Here is a 16,305-nt window from a genome sequence, read left to right on the forward strand (position 1 = left end):
GGGTGGGGGCCCGGGGCGGGGGCGCCCGCGGCGGGCCTCCCCCTGCCCCGTCCCCTCCCGGAACCGCGCGGCCGCCCCGGGCCCTCTTGTCCTCGAACGCCCGACGGGCCGGGCCCCGGGGCCGCGTCCCGGACCCCGTTCCTCCGCCGGAAGGCCGGGAGGGGGACGCCGGACCGGGCGGTGGGCGTCCTACTTCTCCGTTACGCCTGCCGAGTCGAACGTCGCCACCTCGTGCATCGCCCGGGCCGCGCTCTGCACGATCGGGAGTGCCAGCAGCGCACCGGTGCCCTCGCCCAGCCGCAGGTCGAGGTCGACCAGCGGGCGCAGGCCCAGCTTGTTGAGCGCGGCCACGTGGCCGGGCTCGGCGCTGCGGTGGCCGGCGATGCAGGCGGCCAGCGCCTCGGGGGCGATGGCACGGGCGACCAGGGCGGCTGCCCCCGCGCTCACGCCGTCCAGGACCACCGGCGTACGCAGGGAGGCGCCGCCGAGGAGGAAGCCGGCCATCGCCGCGTGCTCCAGACCACCGACCGCCGCGAGTACGCCGATCGGGTCGGCCGGGTCCGGCTGGTGGAGGTCGAGGGCGCGGCGGACGACGTCGACCTTGCGGGCGTGCATCTCGTCGTTGATGCCGGTCCCCCGGCCGGTCACCTCGGAGGCGTCGATCCCCGTGTACACGCAGATCAGGGCGGCCGACGCGGTGGTGTTGGCGATCCCCATCTCGCCGGTGAGCAGGGCCTTGTTGCCCGCTGCCACCAGGTCCCGGGCGGTCTCGATGCCCACCTCGATCGCCGCGAGGACCTCTTCCCGGGAGAGGGCGGGGCCCGTCGTGAAGTCGGCCGTTCCCGCGCGTACCTTGCGGGGCAGCAGCCCCGGGGTCGCGGGCAGGTCCGTCGCCACGCCCACGTCCACGACACAGACCTCGGCGCCGACCTGCGCCGCGAAGGCGTTGCACACGGCTCCGCCTCCCAGGAAGTTCGCCACCATCTGCGCGGTGACCTCCTGCGGCCACGCCGTGACGCCCTGGGCGTGCACCCCGTGGTCACCGGCGAAGATCGCGACGGCCGCGGGCTCCGGGATCGGCGGCGGGCACATCCGGGAGAGCCCGGACAGCTGCGCGGAGATGATCTCCAGCATGCCGAGCGCACCGGCGGGCTTCGTCATCCGCTTCTGGCGCTCCCACGCCTCGCCGAGCGCCTTCGCGTCCAGCGGGCGGATCGCGGAGATCGTCTCCTGGAGCAGGTCGTGCGGCTCGGCGCCGGGCAGCGCGCGACGGCCGTACGTCTCCTCGTGGACGACCCAGGACAGCGGGCGGCGCTTGGACCAGCCCGCCTGCATCAGCTCGGGCTCCTCGGGGAACTCGTCGACGTAGCCGACGCAGAGGTAGGCCACGACCTCCAGGTGCTCGGGGAGGCCGAGCGCCCGGACCATCTCCCGCTCGTCGAAGAAGCTGACCCAGCCGACGCCGAGGCCCTCGGCGCGCGCGGCGAGCCACAGGTTCTCCACGGCGAGGGCGGAGGAGTACGGCGCCATCTGGGGCTGGGTGTGCCGGCCGAGGGTGTGCCGGCCGCCGCGGGTGGGATCGGCGGTCACGACGATGTTGACCGGGGTGTCGAGGATCGCCTCGATCTTCAGTTCCTTGAACTGCTTCGCCCGGCCCTTGGGCAGCGACTTGGCATAGGCGTCGCGCTGCCTCTGGGCCAGTTCGTGCATGGAGCGGCGGGTCTCCGCCGAGCGGATGACGACGAAGTCCCACGGCTGCGAGTGGCCGACGCTCGGCGCGGTGTGCGCGGCCTCCAGCACCCGGAGCAGGACCTCGTGCGGGATCGGGTCGCCGCGGAAGCCGTTGCGGATGTCCCGGCGCTCGCGCATGACCCGCAGGACCGCTTCCCGTTCGGCGTCGTCGTAGCCGGGGGCGGGCGGGGTGAACGGCTCGGACTCCTCGGCGGATTCGGCGGGCTCCGCGGGACCTTCCGGCTGCTGTGCGGCCTCGGGGTGCTGCGGCGCCTCGGCCCGTGCCGGTCGGTCGGCGGCCTGTTCCTGCTGGGCGGGATCCGGGATCTCGGGAGTCTCGATGACCTCGGGGCCGGTGCCGTCCTCGGCATCGGGCGGGAGCACGTCGGCTGCGCCGGACTCCGTCGCTCCACCGTGCTCGGCGACGGGTGCGGGGGCCTGGGAGGCTTCGTGGTCCGCAACAGGGAGCTGCCCGGCCGTCGGCTCCGGCACAGCCGCCTCTTCCGCTCCCTCCTCTGCCTCCGTCACGGGCTCGGCGGACGCCACGTGGGCCACGGGCTCCGCGACGACGGGCTCGGGCTGGGGCTGCACGGGCTCGGCCGACGGCTCGGCCACCGGCTCCGCCACGACCGTCTGCGGAGTCGCGACGGCTTCCGGAGCCGCGGCGGCCTCCGGGCCCTCGGCCGCCGCTGCGGCCGGGACCGGCTCGGGGGACGGTGCGACAAGCTGCTCCTGCTCGGGCCGCACCGCCGCTTCGGGCTGTACGGGCTCGGGCTGCGCCACCGGCTCGACGACCTGCGTGTCCTGTGCCGGGGCCGAGGATGCGGGGGCCGCGGCCTCCACCGGGACGGCGCGGGCCTCGGGCTCCGGGGCCACGGCGGCAGCGGCCTGCCCCTCCACCTGCTCCGGCGTCCCGGGGGCGGCCGTCTCTTCGGCCGGGGCCTGTCCGGGCGCCTCCGGCGGGGCCGCCCCGGGCTCCGGGACGACGACGGGGCCGGCGGCGGCCGGCATCTCGACGGCGACCGGCCCCGGAACCGTTTCTGCCGGAACGGCCTGCGACGTCTCGACCGTCTGCGGAGTCTCGACGGCCTGGGGGGCCTCGACGGCCTGCGGGGCCGGCTCCGGCTGCGCCTCGGCGGCGGGCTGCACCGGCTGCTCGACCGGGGCGGCCGAAAGATCCGCCGGGGCGGACACGGCCACCGGCTCGGCCGACCGGGCCTCCTGGACCGGCGGAGCCGGCTGAACCTGCTCCGCGGCCTGGACCTCGGCCTGTGCGTCCACCGCGGCCTCCTCGGCCACCGGCTGCGCGACCGCCGCGGGATCGGCCGCGACCTCCTCGGTCACCGGCTGCTCGGCCGCGACCGGCGCGGCCTCGACCACCGGCTCAGGCTGCTGGGCCGTCGCGGCGGCGGCCTGCTCGGCGGGCACCTGGTCCACGACGGGCTGCTCGGCGGGAACCTCGCCCGCGGCGGCCTGCCCGGCGGGCACCTGGTCCACGACGGGCTGCTCGGCGGGAACCTCGGCCACGACGGCCTGCCCGGCGGGCGTCTGCTCCGGCGGCTGGGCCCCCCACGGGGCGCCGGCCTGCGGCGGGATCTCGCCCAGCTGCGGGCCGGGCAGGGTAGCGGGGTCCTGGGCCGGCGGCACGTCGACGGTCTCGGGGCCGGCCGTCGGCGGCCCCGCGTGGCGTGCGGGAGCGGCGGTCCGGGTGGCTCCGGCGGGGCCCCGGTCGGCCAGCGAGCGCACGACGCCGCCCTGGGTGCCGCCGTACGCCGGGGCGTCGGCGGAGGGGCCCCGGTGCAACGGGCGACGGGCTGCGGCGGGGGCCGGGGCGGGGGCCGGGTGCGCGCCGACCGGTGCGGGCCCGGGCGCGGTAACGCGTACGCCGTTGAGGTCCACGGAGCCGGAGTCGCGGCCACCGGACTCATGGGTGCTGTGCGTCTCCGCGGGGGCGGCGGCGGGAGCGGCCTGGCCCTGCTGGGCGGGGACCTGGGGCTGGGGCTGGGGCGCGGCGTGCTCGGGAGCGGCGGGCTGCGCCACCGCGGTCTGCGTGGCGGGCCTGCCCTGCGCTGGGGCCGGGGCGGCCTGTGATTCGCTCCAGGCGCCCTGGGAGGTGGGCATCAGAAGAAGGTCGTCGTCCTCGGGAGTGTGCTCGGAGGGGTCGAGGAAGGTGTACGCGTCCGGGGCGGGGATGCCCGGCTGCTCCACCATGCCTGCGTTCTCCGGCAGTCCCTCGCCCGGGATCTGGCCGGTGTCAGTCATGCGTACCCCTCGCCCATCGTCAGTGCTCCTTCGGCCCTTCGCCCGGGACGCCGAACCACGGCACGCCGGTGCTCGTCATCAAGAACGAGCGGGCTCGCCGCGCGGCACGAAACGCCCGCGGGGCTTCCTATTCTCGCGGCCGTTCGCCGCCGCGACAGGCTGTTCTGCCACGGCTCACTGTGGACTGCGCCACGTTGCGCGTCCCCCGGGGTTGTGCCGTACCACAATGCGGACCAAAACAGTCCACTTTTCCGGATATTGACGAACGAAACGACGAACGGCCGGGTGCGGTACAACAATCCGCCAGCCTACCTTCCGCGCCGGGCCGAACGGGTCAGGGGGCGAGGTCGGAACGCCCCGCGGAGAGCAGGAACACGACGGCCCTCTCGCGCTCGGTCCACACCTCGGTGTCCAGGTCGACGGATTGGAGCAGCGAGCACTCGACGGTGTAGCCGTTGCCGGTGAGGGCCGCGCCGAGCGCCTCGGCCTCGTCCCGGTTGGAGGCGTGCGTGACGATGCGTTCCGGTCGCCGGTCGATGACGGCCCGGGCCACCGGGACTCCCCCGCCGCCGATCCGTACGACGTCCGGTTCGGGCAGCCGTTCCAGGACGTGCGGGGCGCGGCCCCGGACGACCTGGACGGGGACTCCGAAGGCGCGGGCGGCGGCCTCGGTGCGGGCGCAGGCGGCCGGGTCGTCGTCCACGGCCAGGACCGCCGCGCCGAAGCGGGCCGCCTCGACGGCGAAGGCGCCGCCGGCGGAGCCGATGTCCCAGACCAGGTCGCCGGTGCGGGGGCCGAGGCGGGCCAGCTGGGCGGCGCGCAGGCCGGGGAACTCGCCCTCGCCGGACTCCTGCATCCGCTCGGCCCCGGCGGCCCGGTAGGCCTCGGCGGGCAGGGCCCAGCCCCGTATCCCCTGGGGGTGGGCGGGCGGCCGGCCGGCGATCCAGGCGCCGGCGGTGGTGGTCTCGGGTCCGCCGCCGACGACGATGACGACGTTGGGGTCGCGCCAGGCGTGGTCGGCCGCCTTGTCGGAGGTGAGCACGGTGACGCGCTCGCGGTCGGTGCCGAGCTCCTCGCAGATGACGAAGGTGCGGTGGATGCCGTCGAGGAGGAGGGCCAGCTCGGCGGGGCCGGCGCCCGGTGAGGTGAGGACGGCGACCTTGTGGTGGGCCCGGCAGACGTTGACCGCGCGGCGCAGGGTGCGGGGGTGGGCGACGACGATCTGGGCGTCGTCCCAGGGCATGCCGGCCCGGGCGAAGGCGGTGGCCACGGAGGAGACGGCGGGAACGACCTCGACCTCCAGGCCGTGTTCACGGGCGCGCAGGGTGCGGACGACGCCGAAGAATCCGGGGTCCCCGTCGGCGAGGACCACGGCACTGCCGCGGTGTCCGGCGATCCTGCGGGCGGCGAGGTCGACGCTGCCGAGGCGGACGCGTTCGGCGTGCGGGGGGACCTCCGGCAGGGCGAGGTGGTGCGCGGCGCCGGCGACGAGCGTGGCGGCCGAGAGCGCGGAAGTGGCCGCTCCGGGCAGTGGCGAGCCGTCCCAGCCGATCACCGTGACCCGGTCGGCCATCGTCGTCTGTCTCCTGGGGTGTCGGAGGGTGCGGGGCGTTGCCCGTGCGTGCCGGGCAGGGGTGAGAGTACCTGGTCCCCACCTCGGTCTTCCGGGGGGCCTCGGGCGCTACTTCCAGGTGTTGTACGTGCCGTAGTCGCCGGCGTCGGCGAGCTGTTCCGCCACCCCTTCGAGATCTTCGGGGAGGAGGCCCCAGACGATCAGGTCGGTGCGGATGTCGGTCCAGCCGCCGTCGGTGCCGTTCTCGGTCCGGGTCCGGGCGATGCGGGCGTTGCGCAGGACGCCCTCGCTGATGCAGCCGAGCTTCTGGGCGACCTGCTGGGAGGCGGTGTTGTCCGCGGGGGTGCGCAGCTCGATGCGTTCGAAGCCCTGGTCGCGAAAGAGCCACTGGGCTATGGCGAGCACGGATTCGGTGGCGTACCCCTCGCCCCTGGCCCAGGGGGCGGTGATGTAGCGGACCTCGGTGGAGCGGGTGCGCCAGTCGGTGTTGAGGAGGCGGACGCTGCCGACGAGCCGCTGGGTGAGGAACTCGGTGACGGCGAGGGCGATGCCGTGGCCCGCGGTGCGCTCCGCGGGAGCGATTCTGCGCACCCACCGTTCGGCGTCGACCTGGGTGTACGGGTTCGGCCCGTCCATCCACGCGGTGACCGCCTCGTCGTTCATCATCTCGATGTACGCGGGGATGTCGGCCATCTCGAAGGGGCGCATCACCAACCTGTCCGTGCTGATGGAGATGGACGGAAAGGTGATAGTCATGCGCAGCTCCATGCCGAAGACCGGGTAAAAGCACAGCATGCAGCATCGGGGCGGCCTTGTGCATGGGCGGGTCGGCACGACGGAGCCCCGCGCCTCCGGGAGGGAGGGGCGGGGCTCGGCCGGCAAGTGCCGGGTGGGCGTCAGGACTTGGCGGGGGTGCCGAAGGCCGGGGTGATCGAGCCCTGGTAGGTGTCCTCGATGAACTTCTTGACCTCGTCGGAGTTGAGGAGCTTCGCGAGCTTCTCGACGCGCGGGTCCTTCTCGTTGCCGTCCTTGACCGCCAGGAAGTTGGCGTACGGGTTGCCCTCGGCCTTCTCCAGGGCGAGGGAGTCCTTGCCGGGCTTCAGGCCGGCCTCGATGGCGTAGTTGCCGTTGATGACGGCGGCGTCCACGTCGCTCAGGGCGCGGGGCACGGTGGCGGCCTCCAGCTCCTTGAACTCCAGGCCCTTCTTGTCGGTGATGTCGCTCAGCTTGGCGCTGGTGCCGACGCCGTCCTTGAGGGTGATCAGGCCGTTCTCGGCGAGCAGCTGGAGGGCGCGGCCCCCGTTGGTGGTGTCGTTGGGGACGGCGACGGTCTGGCCGGCCTTGATGTCCTTGAGGTCCTTGACCGTCTTGGAGTAGAGGCCGAGCGGCTCCAGGTGGACGTTGACCACGGGCACGATGGTGGTCTTCTGCTTCGCGTTGAAGTCGTCCAGGTAGGGCTTGTGCTGGAAGAAGTTGGCGTCGACCTGGCCGTTCTGGGTGGCGGTGTTCGGCAGGACGTAGTCCGTGAACTCCTTGACCTCCAGGTTGAGGCCCTCCTTCTTCGCCAGGTTCTTCTTGACGAAGTTCAGGATGTCGGCGTGCGGCGTCGGGGACGCGGCGACGACGAGGGCCTTGGAGGTGTCGGCGTTCGCGCCGGTCTCGCTCTTGGACGCCGGGTCGGAGGACGTACCGCAGGCGCTGAGGCCGATCGCGAGGGCGGCGGTGGCGGCGGCGGCTGCGGTGATCTTGATGTTCTTGCGCACGAAAAGTGCCTCTTTCTTGTGGTGGTGCGCCCGGACAAGGAGTTCGGGCTCGGTGGGACGGAAAGTTCAGGGGGACGGACCTAGGCGGTGCGACCGCGGCGGGCGAGGAGCCGGACGGCGAGGTCGCCGATCAGCTGGATCACCGTGACGATGACGACCAGCAGCGCGACGGTGACCAGCATGAACCGGTTGTCGAAACGCTGGAATCCGTTGGTGATGGCCTGGGAGCCGAGTCCTTCGCCGCCGACCGCTCCGGCCATCGCGGAGTAGCCGATGAGCACGATGAGGGTGGTGGTGACGCCGGAGACGAGCGAGGGCAGGGCCTGCGGGAGGAGCACCTTGCGGACGATCGTGGGGATGGAGCCGCCCATCGACTGCACCGCCTCGACGAGTCCGTGGTCGACCTCGCGGATCGCCGTCTCGACGAGCCGGGCGAAGAACGGGATGGCTCCGACGGCGAGCGGCACGATCATCGCGGTGGGACCGATGAAGGTGCCGACGACCCAGGTGGTGAACGGGATCAGGGCGATCAGCAGGATGATGAACGGCAGGGAGCGGCCGATGTTCACGATCACGCCGACGACCTTGTTGACCGCGGTGTTCTGGAGCAGTCCGCCCTGGTCGGTGAGGACCAGCAGAACGCCGAGCGGCAGTCCGCCCACGACGGTGACCAGCGCGGACCACAGCACCATGTAGAGGGTGTCGACGGTGCCCTGGGTGAGCAGGGGCTGCATTTCGGACCAGGTCACTTGACGACCTCCTTGGTGAGCGCGGCGGGCGTCTGCTCCGGTACGACGGTGGCGGCCTGCGGGCCGGTCTCGTCCTCGACGACCTCGGCCTGGAGGCCCTGCTCGCGCAGGAAGCCGATGGGGACGACGTTCTCCTCGAAGCGGCCGGGCAGCTCGATGCGCATCCGGCCGATCTGCCTGCCGCCGACGGTGTCCATCGCGGCGCCGAGGATCGAGATGTCGATGTTGTAGGTGCGGGAGAGCTGGGAGATGACCGGCCGGGAGGCCGACTCCCCCTGGAAGGTGACGTCGACGACCGTACGGTCGGGGCCGGAGGCGGTCCCGCCGACCGGGAACAGCTCGTGGGCCAGTTCGGAGCCGGGGGTGGCGAGGAGTTCCGCGACGGTCCCGGACTCGACGATCCGGCCGCGCCGCATGAGGGCCGCGGAGTCGCAGACGGTCTTGACGACGTCCATCTCGTGGGTGATGAGCAGGACGGTCAGGCCGAGCTGCTGGTTGAGGTCGCGCAGCAGTTGGAGGATGGAGCGGGTGGTCTCGGGGTCGAGTGCGGAGGTCGCCTCGTCGGACAGCAGCACCTGGGGGTCGCCGGCGAGGGCGCGCGCGATGCCCACGCGCTGCTTCTGGCCGCCGGAGAGCTGTCCGGGGTAGGCCTTCGCCTTGTCGGCGAGGCCGACCAGGTCGAGGAGTTCCCCGGCCTTGCGGGTGCGGTCCCGGCCGGAGACGCCGAGGATCTCCAGCGGCAGCTCCACGTTGTCCAGCACGGTGCGGGAGCCCAGCAGGTTGAAGTGCTGGAAGACCATGCCGATGCGGGTGCGGGCCCGGCGCAGTTCGGCGCTCGCCCGCCGACCGCGGCCGGCGAGGGCGGTGAGGTCCTGGCCGGCCACCGTCACGGTGCCGGAGGTGGGGCGTTCCAGGAGGTTGACGCAGCGGATCAGGGAGGACTTGCCGGCGCCGCTCTGTCCGATGACGCCGTACACCTCGCCTTCGCGGACGTGCAGGTCGACGCCGTCGAGTGCGGTGACCTCACGGTCGCGCGACTGGTAGACCTTCGTGAGGCCCGTCGTGGTGATCACAGGGGTTTCCGTCACTGTCGAGTGCGCGGCGCGGTGTCCGCCGGGCACGGGGCATTCGTCTGAAGAGACTTTTCGGGCTGGTCGGCCGGGTGTCTCGGCATGGCTGTGGGCGGCGGTCGGCCGGGGGGCAGCGCATGCGCGGGCGCGCTCGTTCCGCGGGGTGCGGACGGCGCAGGCTCGGTCTCGCTTCGGGGCGCGAGGCTCAGGCGGGGGCCCTCAGAAGGCGCGCATTCGACACATACAACGAGCACCGGGCGTGCTGATCGCCTCGGTCGCAAGGGTGCGGCTGCTCGTCGTGGTCATGGGCCAAGTAAAACAGACGTGCGGTCTCCGCGATCCCGGTTGTCCGCATAGCGGACAGTGCTGGATGGCCGGATGGCGACGTTCCGGTTGTCGCGAAGGGTCCCCGGTGCACGGCTTTGACCTGCGATGACACGGCGATCTCGGGGGTGGGCCCGGAGGGAGGCGGGCGCCCGGGGAGCGGAACCTCGTCCGCCGGTTGTGGCCAAGGCCACGGTGCGGGCCCCGGTGCGGTGGCCGCCCGGGTGGTGGCCGGGGCCGCACGCGGGCGGGCGTTCCGTCCGTAATACCCTCGACTCATGCTTGACGCCCTGACGGTCGCGGTCGCCGTGACCGCGCTCGCCCTCGCCGCCTGGTGCGGACATGCCGCCTACCGGGACCAGCCGACGAAGGACTGGCACTTCATCGGGATGGCGGTCGTCTCCGTGCTGGCGCTGGCCCAGCTGGTCGTGGGTGTCGTGCAGCTGGCGCGCGGGGAGCGGCCGGAGCAGGGCATGGCGGTGTTCATCGCCTACCTGATCGGTTCGTTCGCCGCCGTGCCCGCGGCCGGTTTCCTGTCGTTGACCGAGCGGACCCGCTGGGGTTCGGTCACGGTCGCGGCGGGCGCGGTCGTGCTGGCGGTTCTGGAGGTCCGGCTCTATGACATCTGGGGAAACTGACGTGAGCGACACCGACCGCCCCGAGGTGGCCGCGGCCCCGAAGCCGTCCTTCGAACTGGGCACCGGGCCCGGCCGGGTCCTGGTCTGGTTCTACGGGGTGTTCACGGTCGCGGCGGCCTCGCGGACGATCGTCGAGATGGCCCGGGGCTTCGACCGGGCGCCGCTCGCGTACACCTTGTCTGCCGTCGCCGCTCTGGTGTACGGCTTCATCACGTACTCGCTGGTGCGCGGCGGGGAGAAGGCCCGCCGGGCGGCGCTGGTGTGCTGCGCGGCGGAGCTGCTCGGTGTGCTGGTCGTCGGCGCGTGGACGCTGGCGGAGCCGACCGCCTTCCCGGACTCGACGGTGTGGTCGGACTTCGGGATGGGTTACCTCTTCATCCCGGTGATCCTGCCGGTCACCGGGATGATCTGGCTGCGCCGCGCGAAGACGGTCGCGGTGTAGCGACGCCGTTCCGGCCCCGCCGCGCGCGGCGCACGGTCAGGCGCTGGCCACGAAGTCCCGGTCTGCCGCGTCCTTCTCCAGCAGGACCATCCGGACGCCGTCGGCTCCGGTGACCGCCCCGACCTGGGCGTATCCGGCCCGCCGGTAGAGCCGCAGATTGCCCTCGCTGCGGTGTCCGCTGTGCAGCCGGAAGCGGGTCGCCGCCCGCTCGGCGGCGAGCGCGGACTCGGCGGCGAGCAGCAGCCTGGCCCCGAGGCCGTGGCCCTGGAGCCGGGGGTGGACGCAGAGCTTGCCGATGAGGCCCGTGCCGTCCGGGTCGGTGACGCCTCTCACCGAGCCGACGACCTCGTCCCCGAGCCGGGCCACGAACACCAGGTCGTCGGCGACCTCGGCGCGCAGGGATTCGAGGGTCTGGACGAGCGGGTCGATCCGGTAGTTGTCGTACAGCTCCGCCTCGCGCTGGAAGCAGAGGTACTGGAGTCTGAAGATCTGCTCGACGTCCTGTGCCGTCGCAGCCGAGATGGTCACGCTCATGCCCATGTGTGCACGCCTCCCGCTCACCTGTTCGCCGGTTGCCTACCGCTCCTTTCCCGCACGGAAGGAGCGACAACCTCCGCAGCCAGCATTCTGCGCAGACATCCAAGGCAACGGGAACGGATCGGGCCCAAGCTCCCCTGTGACATACCCAACTCCCCTGCGATTTCCCGGTAGGTCGGGTCGGTGGGGGCGAGCATCGCCTCCAGCAGCCGGGGGCAGCGGCCGGGCAGTCGGGCCAGCGCGGAGCGCAGCGCTCGGCGTTCGGCGGCCCCGAGGGCGGCGCGTTCCGGGCAGTCGGCCGGTCCGGCGGCGGGTTCCGTTCCGGCGTACGGGCGTTCCCGGCGGGCCGTGCGGCGTCCGCGGCGGGCCTCTCCCCGTACGGTGTCGCGCACCCAGCGGGCCGCGTCGGCGGGTGGTCCGGCGGCGGCCGGGCGTTCCAGCAGCCGCACCCAGACGCTCTGTTCGAGGTCGGCGGGGTCGAGCCCGGCGGCCGGGGCCTCGGCCCTCGCCTCCGCGCGCACCAGGGGTTGTAAGGCGCGGACGACGAGGGCGGTGGAGGCGGCCGGGCCGGGGTCGTGGTCGAGAGGCGTCATGCCCCGGCGGACGTGCCGGCGGCAGCCGGCGGTTGCCCCGGCGGCGCGGCGCCACCCGACCGGGGCACACCGGGGGCGGGCGGCTGACGGCGCACCCCGGGTACGCGGGGTGCGCCGTGTCCGCGTACGCGCGTGGTCCCGCGCCCGCCTCCGTACCGGGTCAGCGCCCGGCGTGGTCGGCCGCCGCGAGCAGCGCCGTGTCCGGCTGGTCGGCGAAGATGCCGTCGATGCCGGTGGCGAGGTAGGCGGCGCAGGCGCCGAACACGTCCCCGTAGGCGTTGGGGTCGGTGCCGCGCCGGAAGTCGGCGGGCAGGAAGCTGTTCTCGTTGCGCAGCGTGTACGGGTGCAGCCGCAGGCCCTTGGCGTGCGCGTCCCGGACCAGCGTGGTCGGGGTGGTGAGCCGGCCCGAGGCGTCCTTGGGGATGACGAGGTCGAGGGTGGGGCCGATGCCCTGCGCGAAGGAGGCCATCCACGCCAGCCCGGCGGGCTTCACCAGGTCGGCGACGGTGCGCGGGTCGCCCGACTCGACGAAGTCCCAGGGGCGCTCCTTCGGGCCGGAGAGCAGGACGATGCGCGGGGTGTCGACGAGGCGCGCGAGGCGCTGGACCGAGCCGGGCTCGAAGGACTGGAGGATGAGCGCGGAGTTCCCGCGGTCCCGGCCGTAGCGGCGCAGCAGCCGGGCGAGCGGCTCCTCCAGGCCGAGGCCCAGCTTGCGGAAGTAGGTGGGGTGCTTGGTCTCCACGTACAGCCAGACCGGCTTGGAGCGCCTGCGGCCCTCCTTCTCCGCCCAGCGCAGCACCTCCTCGAAGGTGGGGACCGTCCAGCGGCCGTTGTAGAGGGTGTTGTCCGGCCGGGTGCCCGGGATGCGCTCCTTGGCCCGCAGGGTCTTCAGTTCGGCGAGGGTGAAGTCCTCGGTGAACCAGCCGGTGTAGGAGATGCCGTCGATGCTCTTGGTGGCCTTGCGGCCGGCGAACTCGGGGTGGTCGGCGACGTCGGTGGTGGCGGTGATGTCGCTCTCGTGGCGGCAGACGAGGTGGCCGTCCTTGGTCGGCACGAGGTCCTGCTCGATGATGTGCGCGCCCATGTCGAGGGCCAGCTGGTAGGAGCCGAGGGTGTGCTCGGGGCGGTAGCCGCTCGCCCCGCGGTGGCCGACCACCGTCGGCACGGGCAGATCGCGCAGCGATCCGTGGCCGCCGCCGTGGCCTCGGCCCGGCTCGGCGGCCCGGGCGGCGGTGGCGGGCAGGCCCAGGGCCGCGGTACCGAGGACCGCGGCGCCCAGGAGGCTCCGCCGGCCAGGGGTCTTCCGCGCACGCTCCGTCATGAATGCTCCTCGCTTGGTGATGTCCGGGACCGGTCGAGCGAGGCCCGATCGTAGGCTGGGAGGCGTACGAGAGGACGGCTCCTCGGCCAACATGGCGGAAACACACGTCAACACCGTGTATCCGCTCCGTGAACCCGATGTGCGATCAGGGCATACCCGCGAGTATCGTCCTCACCTGCACCGACCATCACCCGTCGGCACCGGCCACCGCCCGTACGACCCGTTCCATCGCGGCCGGCCAGGCCACGACACCGGAGGAACCGTTGTCCCGTCTCACGGTCATCAAGGCAGTGCTCGGACCGATTCTGCGCCTGATGTTCCGCCCACAGGTGGAAGGCATCGAGAACATTCCCGGGACCGGGCCGGTGATCCTCGCGGGCAACCACCTGACGTTCATCGACTCGATGATCATGCCGATCTGCTGCGACCGGCCGGTGTTCTACATCGGCAAGGACGAGTACGTCACGGGCAAGGGTCTCAAGGGCAGGCTGATGGCCTGGTTCTTCACCGGCTGCGGCATGATCCCGGTGGACCGGGACGGCGGCCGGGGCGGGGTCGCGGCGCTGATGACGGGACGCCGGGTGCTGGAGGAGGGACAGGCCTTCGCCATCTACCCGGAGGGCACCCGCTCTCCCGACGGCCGGCTCTACCGGGGCCGTACGGGCATCGCGCGGCTGACCCTGATGACGGGCGCCCCGGTGGTCCCGTTCGCGATGATCGGGACCGACAAGCTGCAGCCGGGCGGCGCGGGCCTGCCCCGGCCGGGCAAGGTCACGGTGCGCTTCGGTGAGCCGATGGAGTTCTCGCGGTACGAGGGCATGGACCGCGACCGCTATGTGCTGCGGGCGGTGACCGACTCGGTGATGGCCGAGGTGATGCGGCTGTCCGGCCAGGAGTACGTGGACATGTACGCGACGAAGGCGAAGGCCGCCTGACCGGTGCGGCGGTGACGCCGGAGGGCGCCCGCCGCACCTGACGGCCACGCGAAGGGCCCGCGCCCCCCTGGGGGGTGCGGGCCCTTCGCCGTACCCGGCCCGACGGCCCGGGGCGGGTCCGTCGTGGGCCGGTCATGATCCGCGGGGCACCCGTTACGGGTGCTCGACGCCGTCCTCCAGCTTCTGGCCCCGCAGCAGGAACCAGGCGGCGACCGCCGCCGCCAGCAGCACCGCCGCGCCGACGCCCGCGGCCGACCGGAGTCCGTCGACGAACGCCTCCTGGGCCGCCGAGACCAGCGGCCCGGCCTGTGCGGCGGGCAGCGCCCCGGCGGCCTCGACCGCGCCGCCCAGTGACTCGTGGGCGGCCGACTCGACGTCCGCGGGGATGCCGGACGGGGTGGGGAAGCCCCGGTAGACGCCCGTGACGATCGAGCCGAGCAGGGCGATACCGAGGGCCGCGCCCAGTTCGTACGCGGTCTCGGAGACGGCGGACGCGGAGCCCGCCTGCTCCTTCGGGACGCTGGAGAGGATCACGTCGGCGGTGACGGTGAAGGCGAAGCCCGCCCCGACGCCGACGACCAGCAGCATGGAGCCGAGCAGCGGATACCCGGTGTTCTGGTCGAGCAGGGTCACACTGCCCAGGGCCAGCCCGACCGCGGCCAGGCCGCCCGAGACGACGGAGCGGACCGAGAAGCGGCGGGCGGCGAACCCGGCCAGCAGACCCGCGGTCACCGCGCCGATGGCGGCGGGCAGTTCGGCGAGCCCCGCCTCCAGCGGTCCGCGGCCCTGCACCAGTTGCAGGAACTGGGAGAGGAAGAAGACCAGACCCGACAGGCCGAGGATGGTCAGCAGGTCGGCGAGGACCGCGCCGGAGAAGCCGCGGTGGTGAAAGAGCCGCATGTCCAGCAGCGGCGCGGGCAGCCGCAGTTGCCTGCGGACGAACCAGACGAGCGCGCCGACGCCGGCGACGGCCGCCGCGCCGGTCTCCCAGCTCATCCCGTGCGCTGCCGCCTCCTTGATGGCGTACACGACACCGATCATGCCGACCAGGGAGAGCCCGACGCTGAGCATGTCCCACGGGCCGGGGGCCGGGTTCCTGGACTCGGGGATCAGCTTCACGCCCACGACGACGAGGACGGCCATCACGGGCAGGTTGATGAGGAAGACCGAACCCCACCAGAAGTGTTCGAGCAGGAACCCGCCGACGACCGGGCCCACGGCCGCGCCCGCCGAGGCCATCGCGCCCCAGATGCCGATGGCCAGGCTGCGCTCGCGCGGGTCGTGGAAGAGATTGCGGATCAGGGCCAGGGTGGACGGCATCAGGGTGGCGCCCGCGACACCGAGCAGGGCCCGGGCCACGATCATCATCTCGGGCGTGGTCGCGTACGCGTTGAGCACGGAGACCGCGCCGAACGCGACGGCGCCGATCAGCAGCAGCTTCTTGCGGCCGATCCGGTCGCCGAGGCTGCCCATGGAGACGAGCAGGCCGGCGATGACGAAGGAGTAGACGTCACCGATCCAGAGCAACTGGGTGCCGGTCGGTTCGAGGTCCTCGCTGAGGAACGGGGTGGCGAGGCCGAGGACCGTCGCGTCCACGGCCACCAGCAGCACGGCGAGGACGAGGACGGCGAGCGCGATCCACCGCCCCGGGCGGCGTACCGCGTCCGTGGTGTCCGGGTTCTTCTCGGTGCTGATCATTGCTCGACGCTCCGGCGTGCTCCGCCGAGCAGCAGCTCGACGATCATGTACGGGAAATCCTGTGCGGCGACCCGGCCCGCCTGGACGGCCCAGGCTCCGGTGCCGACGAGCCCGTAGAGGGCCTCCGTCAGCCAGGCGGGGGTGAGGTCGATGCGGAACTCGCCGCGCTCCTGGCCGCGGCGGAAGAAGGCGGCGACCCGGGCGTCGGCCCGGTTCCAGCCCTCGTTGACCTCGTCCCCCTCGAACAGCTGGTTCTCGTTGACGAGGAAGGACAGCAGTCCGGCGCTGGGCTCGACGGCCGCGATGAGGCGGCGCAGCCCCTCCTCGGAGGTGTCCTCGTCGAGCCGGGCGGCGTCCAGGGCCGCCTCGAACTCCTGGATGCCGAGCTCCTCCAACGCCCTCACCAGGGCGTCGCGCCCGGCGAAGTGGCGGTGGAGGGTGGCCCGGCCGATACCCGCCGCCCTGGCGACCTCGTCCATGGTGGCGGTCGATTTGCGGGTCAGCAGGGCGGCGGCGCTGCGCAGCACCTGCTCACGATCGAGAGTCATGAGACGACCATAACCCACTTGAGACAAAATCGTCTCATCGCCAGGCGTGCGTGCTCATGCCCGCGACAGGAGAGCGGAGGACGAGGGGGCGGCGGCCGGGGCCGGAGAGGAGGCGCCGGGG

The 16,305-nt window shown here is 73.1% G+C and carries 14 protein-coding genes; 3 read left to right on the plus strand and 11 right to left on the minus strand.

The window, feature by feature from the left end; translation table 11 throughout:
* Window positions 1-189: 189 nt before the first annotated feature.
* The 6 genes from cobT to DTB53_RS05775 form a co-directional block, all read right to left on the minus strand.
* Window positions 190-3,993 (minus strand): nicotinate-nucleotide--dimethylbenzimidazole phosphoribosyltransferase, encoded by a 3,804-nt coding sequence (cobT, locus tag DTB53_RS05750; RefSeq protein ID WP_012381653.1) that lies wholly within the window; start codon window positions 3,991-3,993, stop codon window positions 190-192.
* Window positions 3,994-4,327: 334 nt separating this feature from the next.
* Window positions 4,328-5,566, minus strand: coding sequence for a precorrin-6y C5,15-methyltransferase (decarboxylating) subunit CbiE (gene cbiE / locus DTB53_RS05755; RefSeq protein WP_003970295.1), 1,239 nt, complete (start codon window positions 5,564-5,566; stop codon window positions 4,328-4,330).
* Window positions 5,567-5,674: 108 nt separating this feature from the next.
* Window positions 5,675-6,361, minus strand: a complete 687-nt coding sequence (locus tag DTB53_RS05760; RefSeq protein WP_030704483.1) for a GNAT family N-acetyltransferase — start codon at window positions 6,359-6,361, stop codon at window positions 5,675-5,677.
* Between the two features lie 101 nt (window positions 6,362-6,462).
* A complete protein-coding gene (locus DTB53_RS05765; protein ID WP_012381651.1) occupies window positions 6,463-7,329 on the minus strand; it encodes a MetQ/NlpA family ABC transporter substrate-binding protein in 867 nt (288 codons plus the stop codon).
* Window positions 7,330-7,409: 80 nt separating this feature from the next.
* Window positions 7,410-8,078, minus strand: a complete 669-nt coding sequence (locus DTB53_RS05770) for a methionine ABC transporter permease (RefSeq protein WP_003970290.1) — start codon at window positions 8,076-8,078, stop codon at window positions 7,410-7,412.
* On the minus strand, window positions 8,075-9,151 hold the full coding sequence (locus DTB53_RS05775; protein ID WP_003970289.1) for a methionine ABC transporter ATP-binding protein: 1,077 nt from the start codon (window positions 9,149-9,151) through the stop codon (window positions 8,075-8,077). Before DTB53_RS05775 ends, DTB53_RS05770 begins: the two co-directional genes overlap by 4 nt.
* Before the next feature lie 599 nt (window positions 9,152-9,750).
* Here DTB53_RS05775 and DTB53_RS05780 point away from each other — a divergent pair.
* Together DTB53_RS05780 and DTB53_RS05785 are read left to right on the plus strand one after the other, a co-directional pair.
* Window positions 9,751-10,110, plus strand: a complete 360-nt coding sequence (locus DTB53_RS05780) for a hypothetical protein (RefSeq protein WP_003970287.1) — start codon at window positions 9,751-9,753, stop codon at window positions 10,108-10,110.
* A gap of 1 nt (window position 10,111) precedes the next feature.
* Complete coding sequence (locus tag DTB53_RS05785; RefSeq protein WP_012381649.1) at window positions 10,112-10,552, plus strand: hypothetical protein; 441 nt, start codon at window positions 10,112-10,114, stop codon at window positions 10,550-10,552.
* Between the two features lie 36 nt (window positions 10,553-10,588).
* Here the strand turns inward: DTB53_RS05785 and DTB53_RS05790 are convergent, their stop codons facing one another.
* The 3 genes from DTB53_RS05790 to DTB53_RS05800 form a co-directional block, all read right to left on the minus strand.
* The gene (locus tag DTB53_RS05790) at window positions 10,589-11,092 is read right to left on the minus strand and encodes a GNAT family N-acetyltransferase (protein WP_030704485.1); all 504 of its coding nucleotides are present in this window, start codon (window positions 11,090-11,092) and stop codon (window positions 10,589-10,591) included.
* Between the two features lie 17 nt (window positions 11,093-11,109).
* Window positions 11,110-11,682 (minus strand): sigma-70 family RNA polymerase sigma factor, encoded by a 573-nt coding sequence (locus DTB53_RS05795; RefSeq protein ID WP_012381647.1) that lies wholly within the window; start codon window positions 11,680-11,682, stop codon window positions 11,110-11,112.
* Window positions 11,683-11,842: 160 nt separating this feature from the next.
* A complete protein-coding gene (locus DTB53_RS05800; RefSeq protein ID WP_012381646.1) occupies window positions 11,843-13,003 on the minus strand; it encodes a glycerophosphodiester phosphodiesterase in 1,161 nt (386 codons plus the stop codon).
* A 263-nt stretch (window positions 13,004-13,266) separates the two neighbouring features.
* Here DTB53_RS05800 and DTB53_RS05805 point away from each other — a divergent pair, with 263 nt between their 5' ends.
* The gene (locus DTB53_RS05805; protein ID WP_012381645.1) at window positions 13,267-13,938 is read left to right on the plus strand and encodes a lysophospholipid acyltransferase family protein; all 672 of its coding nucleotides are present in this window, start codon (window positions 13,267-13,269) and stop codon (window positions 13,936-13,938) included.
* Between the two features lie 153 nt (window positions 13,939-14,091).
* On the opposite strand, the gene DTB53_RS05810 is transcribed toward DTB53_RS05805, so the two are convergent.
* Complete coding sequence (locus DTB53_RS05810) at window positions 14,092-15,636, minus strand: MFS transporter (RefSeq protein ID WP_003970279.1); 1,545 nt, start codon at window positions 15,634-15,636, stop codon at window positions 14,092-14,094.
* Entirely contained in the window at window positions 15,633-16,184 is a 552-nt protein-coding gene (locus DTB53_RS05815) for a TetR/AcrR family transcriptional regulator (protein ID WP_003970278.1), read from the minus strand. The genes DTB53_RS05810 and DTB53_RS05815 overlap by 4 nt, the downstream gene beginning before the upstream one ends.
* Between the last annotated feature and the right edge of the window lie 121 nt (window positions 16,185-16,305).

Origin of the sequence: Streptomyces griseus, from assembly GCF_900460065.1 — a bacterium.
GTDB lineage: Bacteria > Actinomycetota > Actinomycetes > Streptomycetales > Streptomycetaceae > Streptomyces > Streptomyces griseus.

Coding starts and splice junctions, on each gene's coding strand:
- cobT (WP_012381653.1), bottom strand. CDS start 3,993: ATGACTGACACCGGCCAGATCCCGGGCGAGGGACTGCCGGAGAACGCA.
- cbiE (WP_003970295.1), bottom strand. CDS start 5,566: ATGGCCGACCGGGTCACGGTGATCGGCTGGGACGGCTCGCCACTGCCC.
- DTB53_RS05760 (WP_030704483.1), bottom strand. CDS start 6,361: ATGCTGTGCTTTTACCCGGTCTTCGGCATGGAGCTGCGCATGACTATC.
- DTB53_RS05780 (WP_003970287.1), top strand. CDS start 9,751: ATGCTTGACGCCCTGACGGTCGCGGTCGCCGTGACCGCGCTCGCCCTC.
- DTB53_RS05790 (WP_030704485.1), bottom strand. CDS start 11,092: ATGGGCATGAGCGTGACCATCTCGGCTGCGACGGCACAGGACGTCGAG.
- DTB53_RS05795 (WP_012381647.1), bottom strand. CDS start 11,682: ATGACGCCTCTCGACCACGACCCCGGCCCGGCCGCCTCCACCGCCCTC.
- DTB53_RS05800 (WP_012381646.1), bottom strand. CDS start 13,003: ATGACGGAGCGTGCGCGGAAGACCCCTGGCCGGCGGAGCCTCCTGGGC.
- DTB53_RS05810 (WP_003970279.1), bottom strand. CDS start 15,636: ATGATCAGCACCGAGAAGAACCCGGACACCACGGACGCGGTACGCCGC.
- DTB53_RS05815 (WP_003970278.1), bottom strand. CDS start 16,184: ATGACTCTCGATCGTGAGCAGGTGCTGCGCAGCGCCGCCGCCCTGCTG.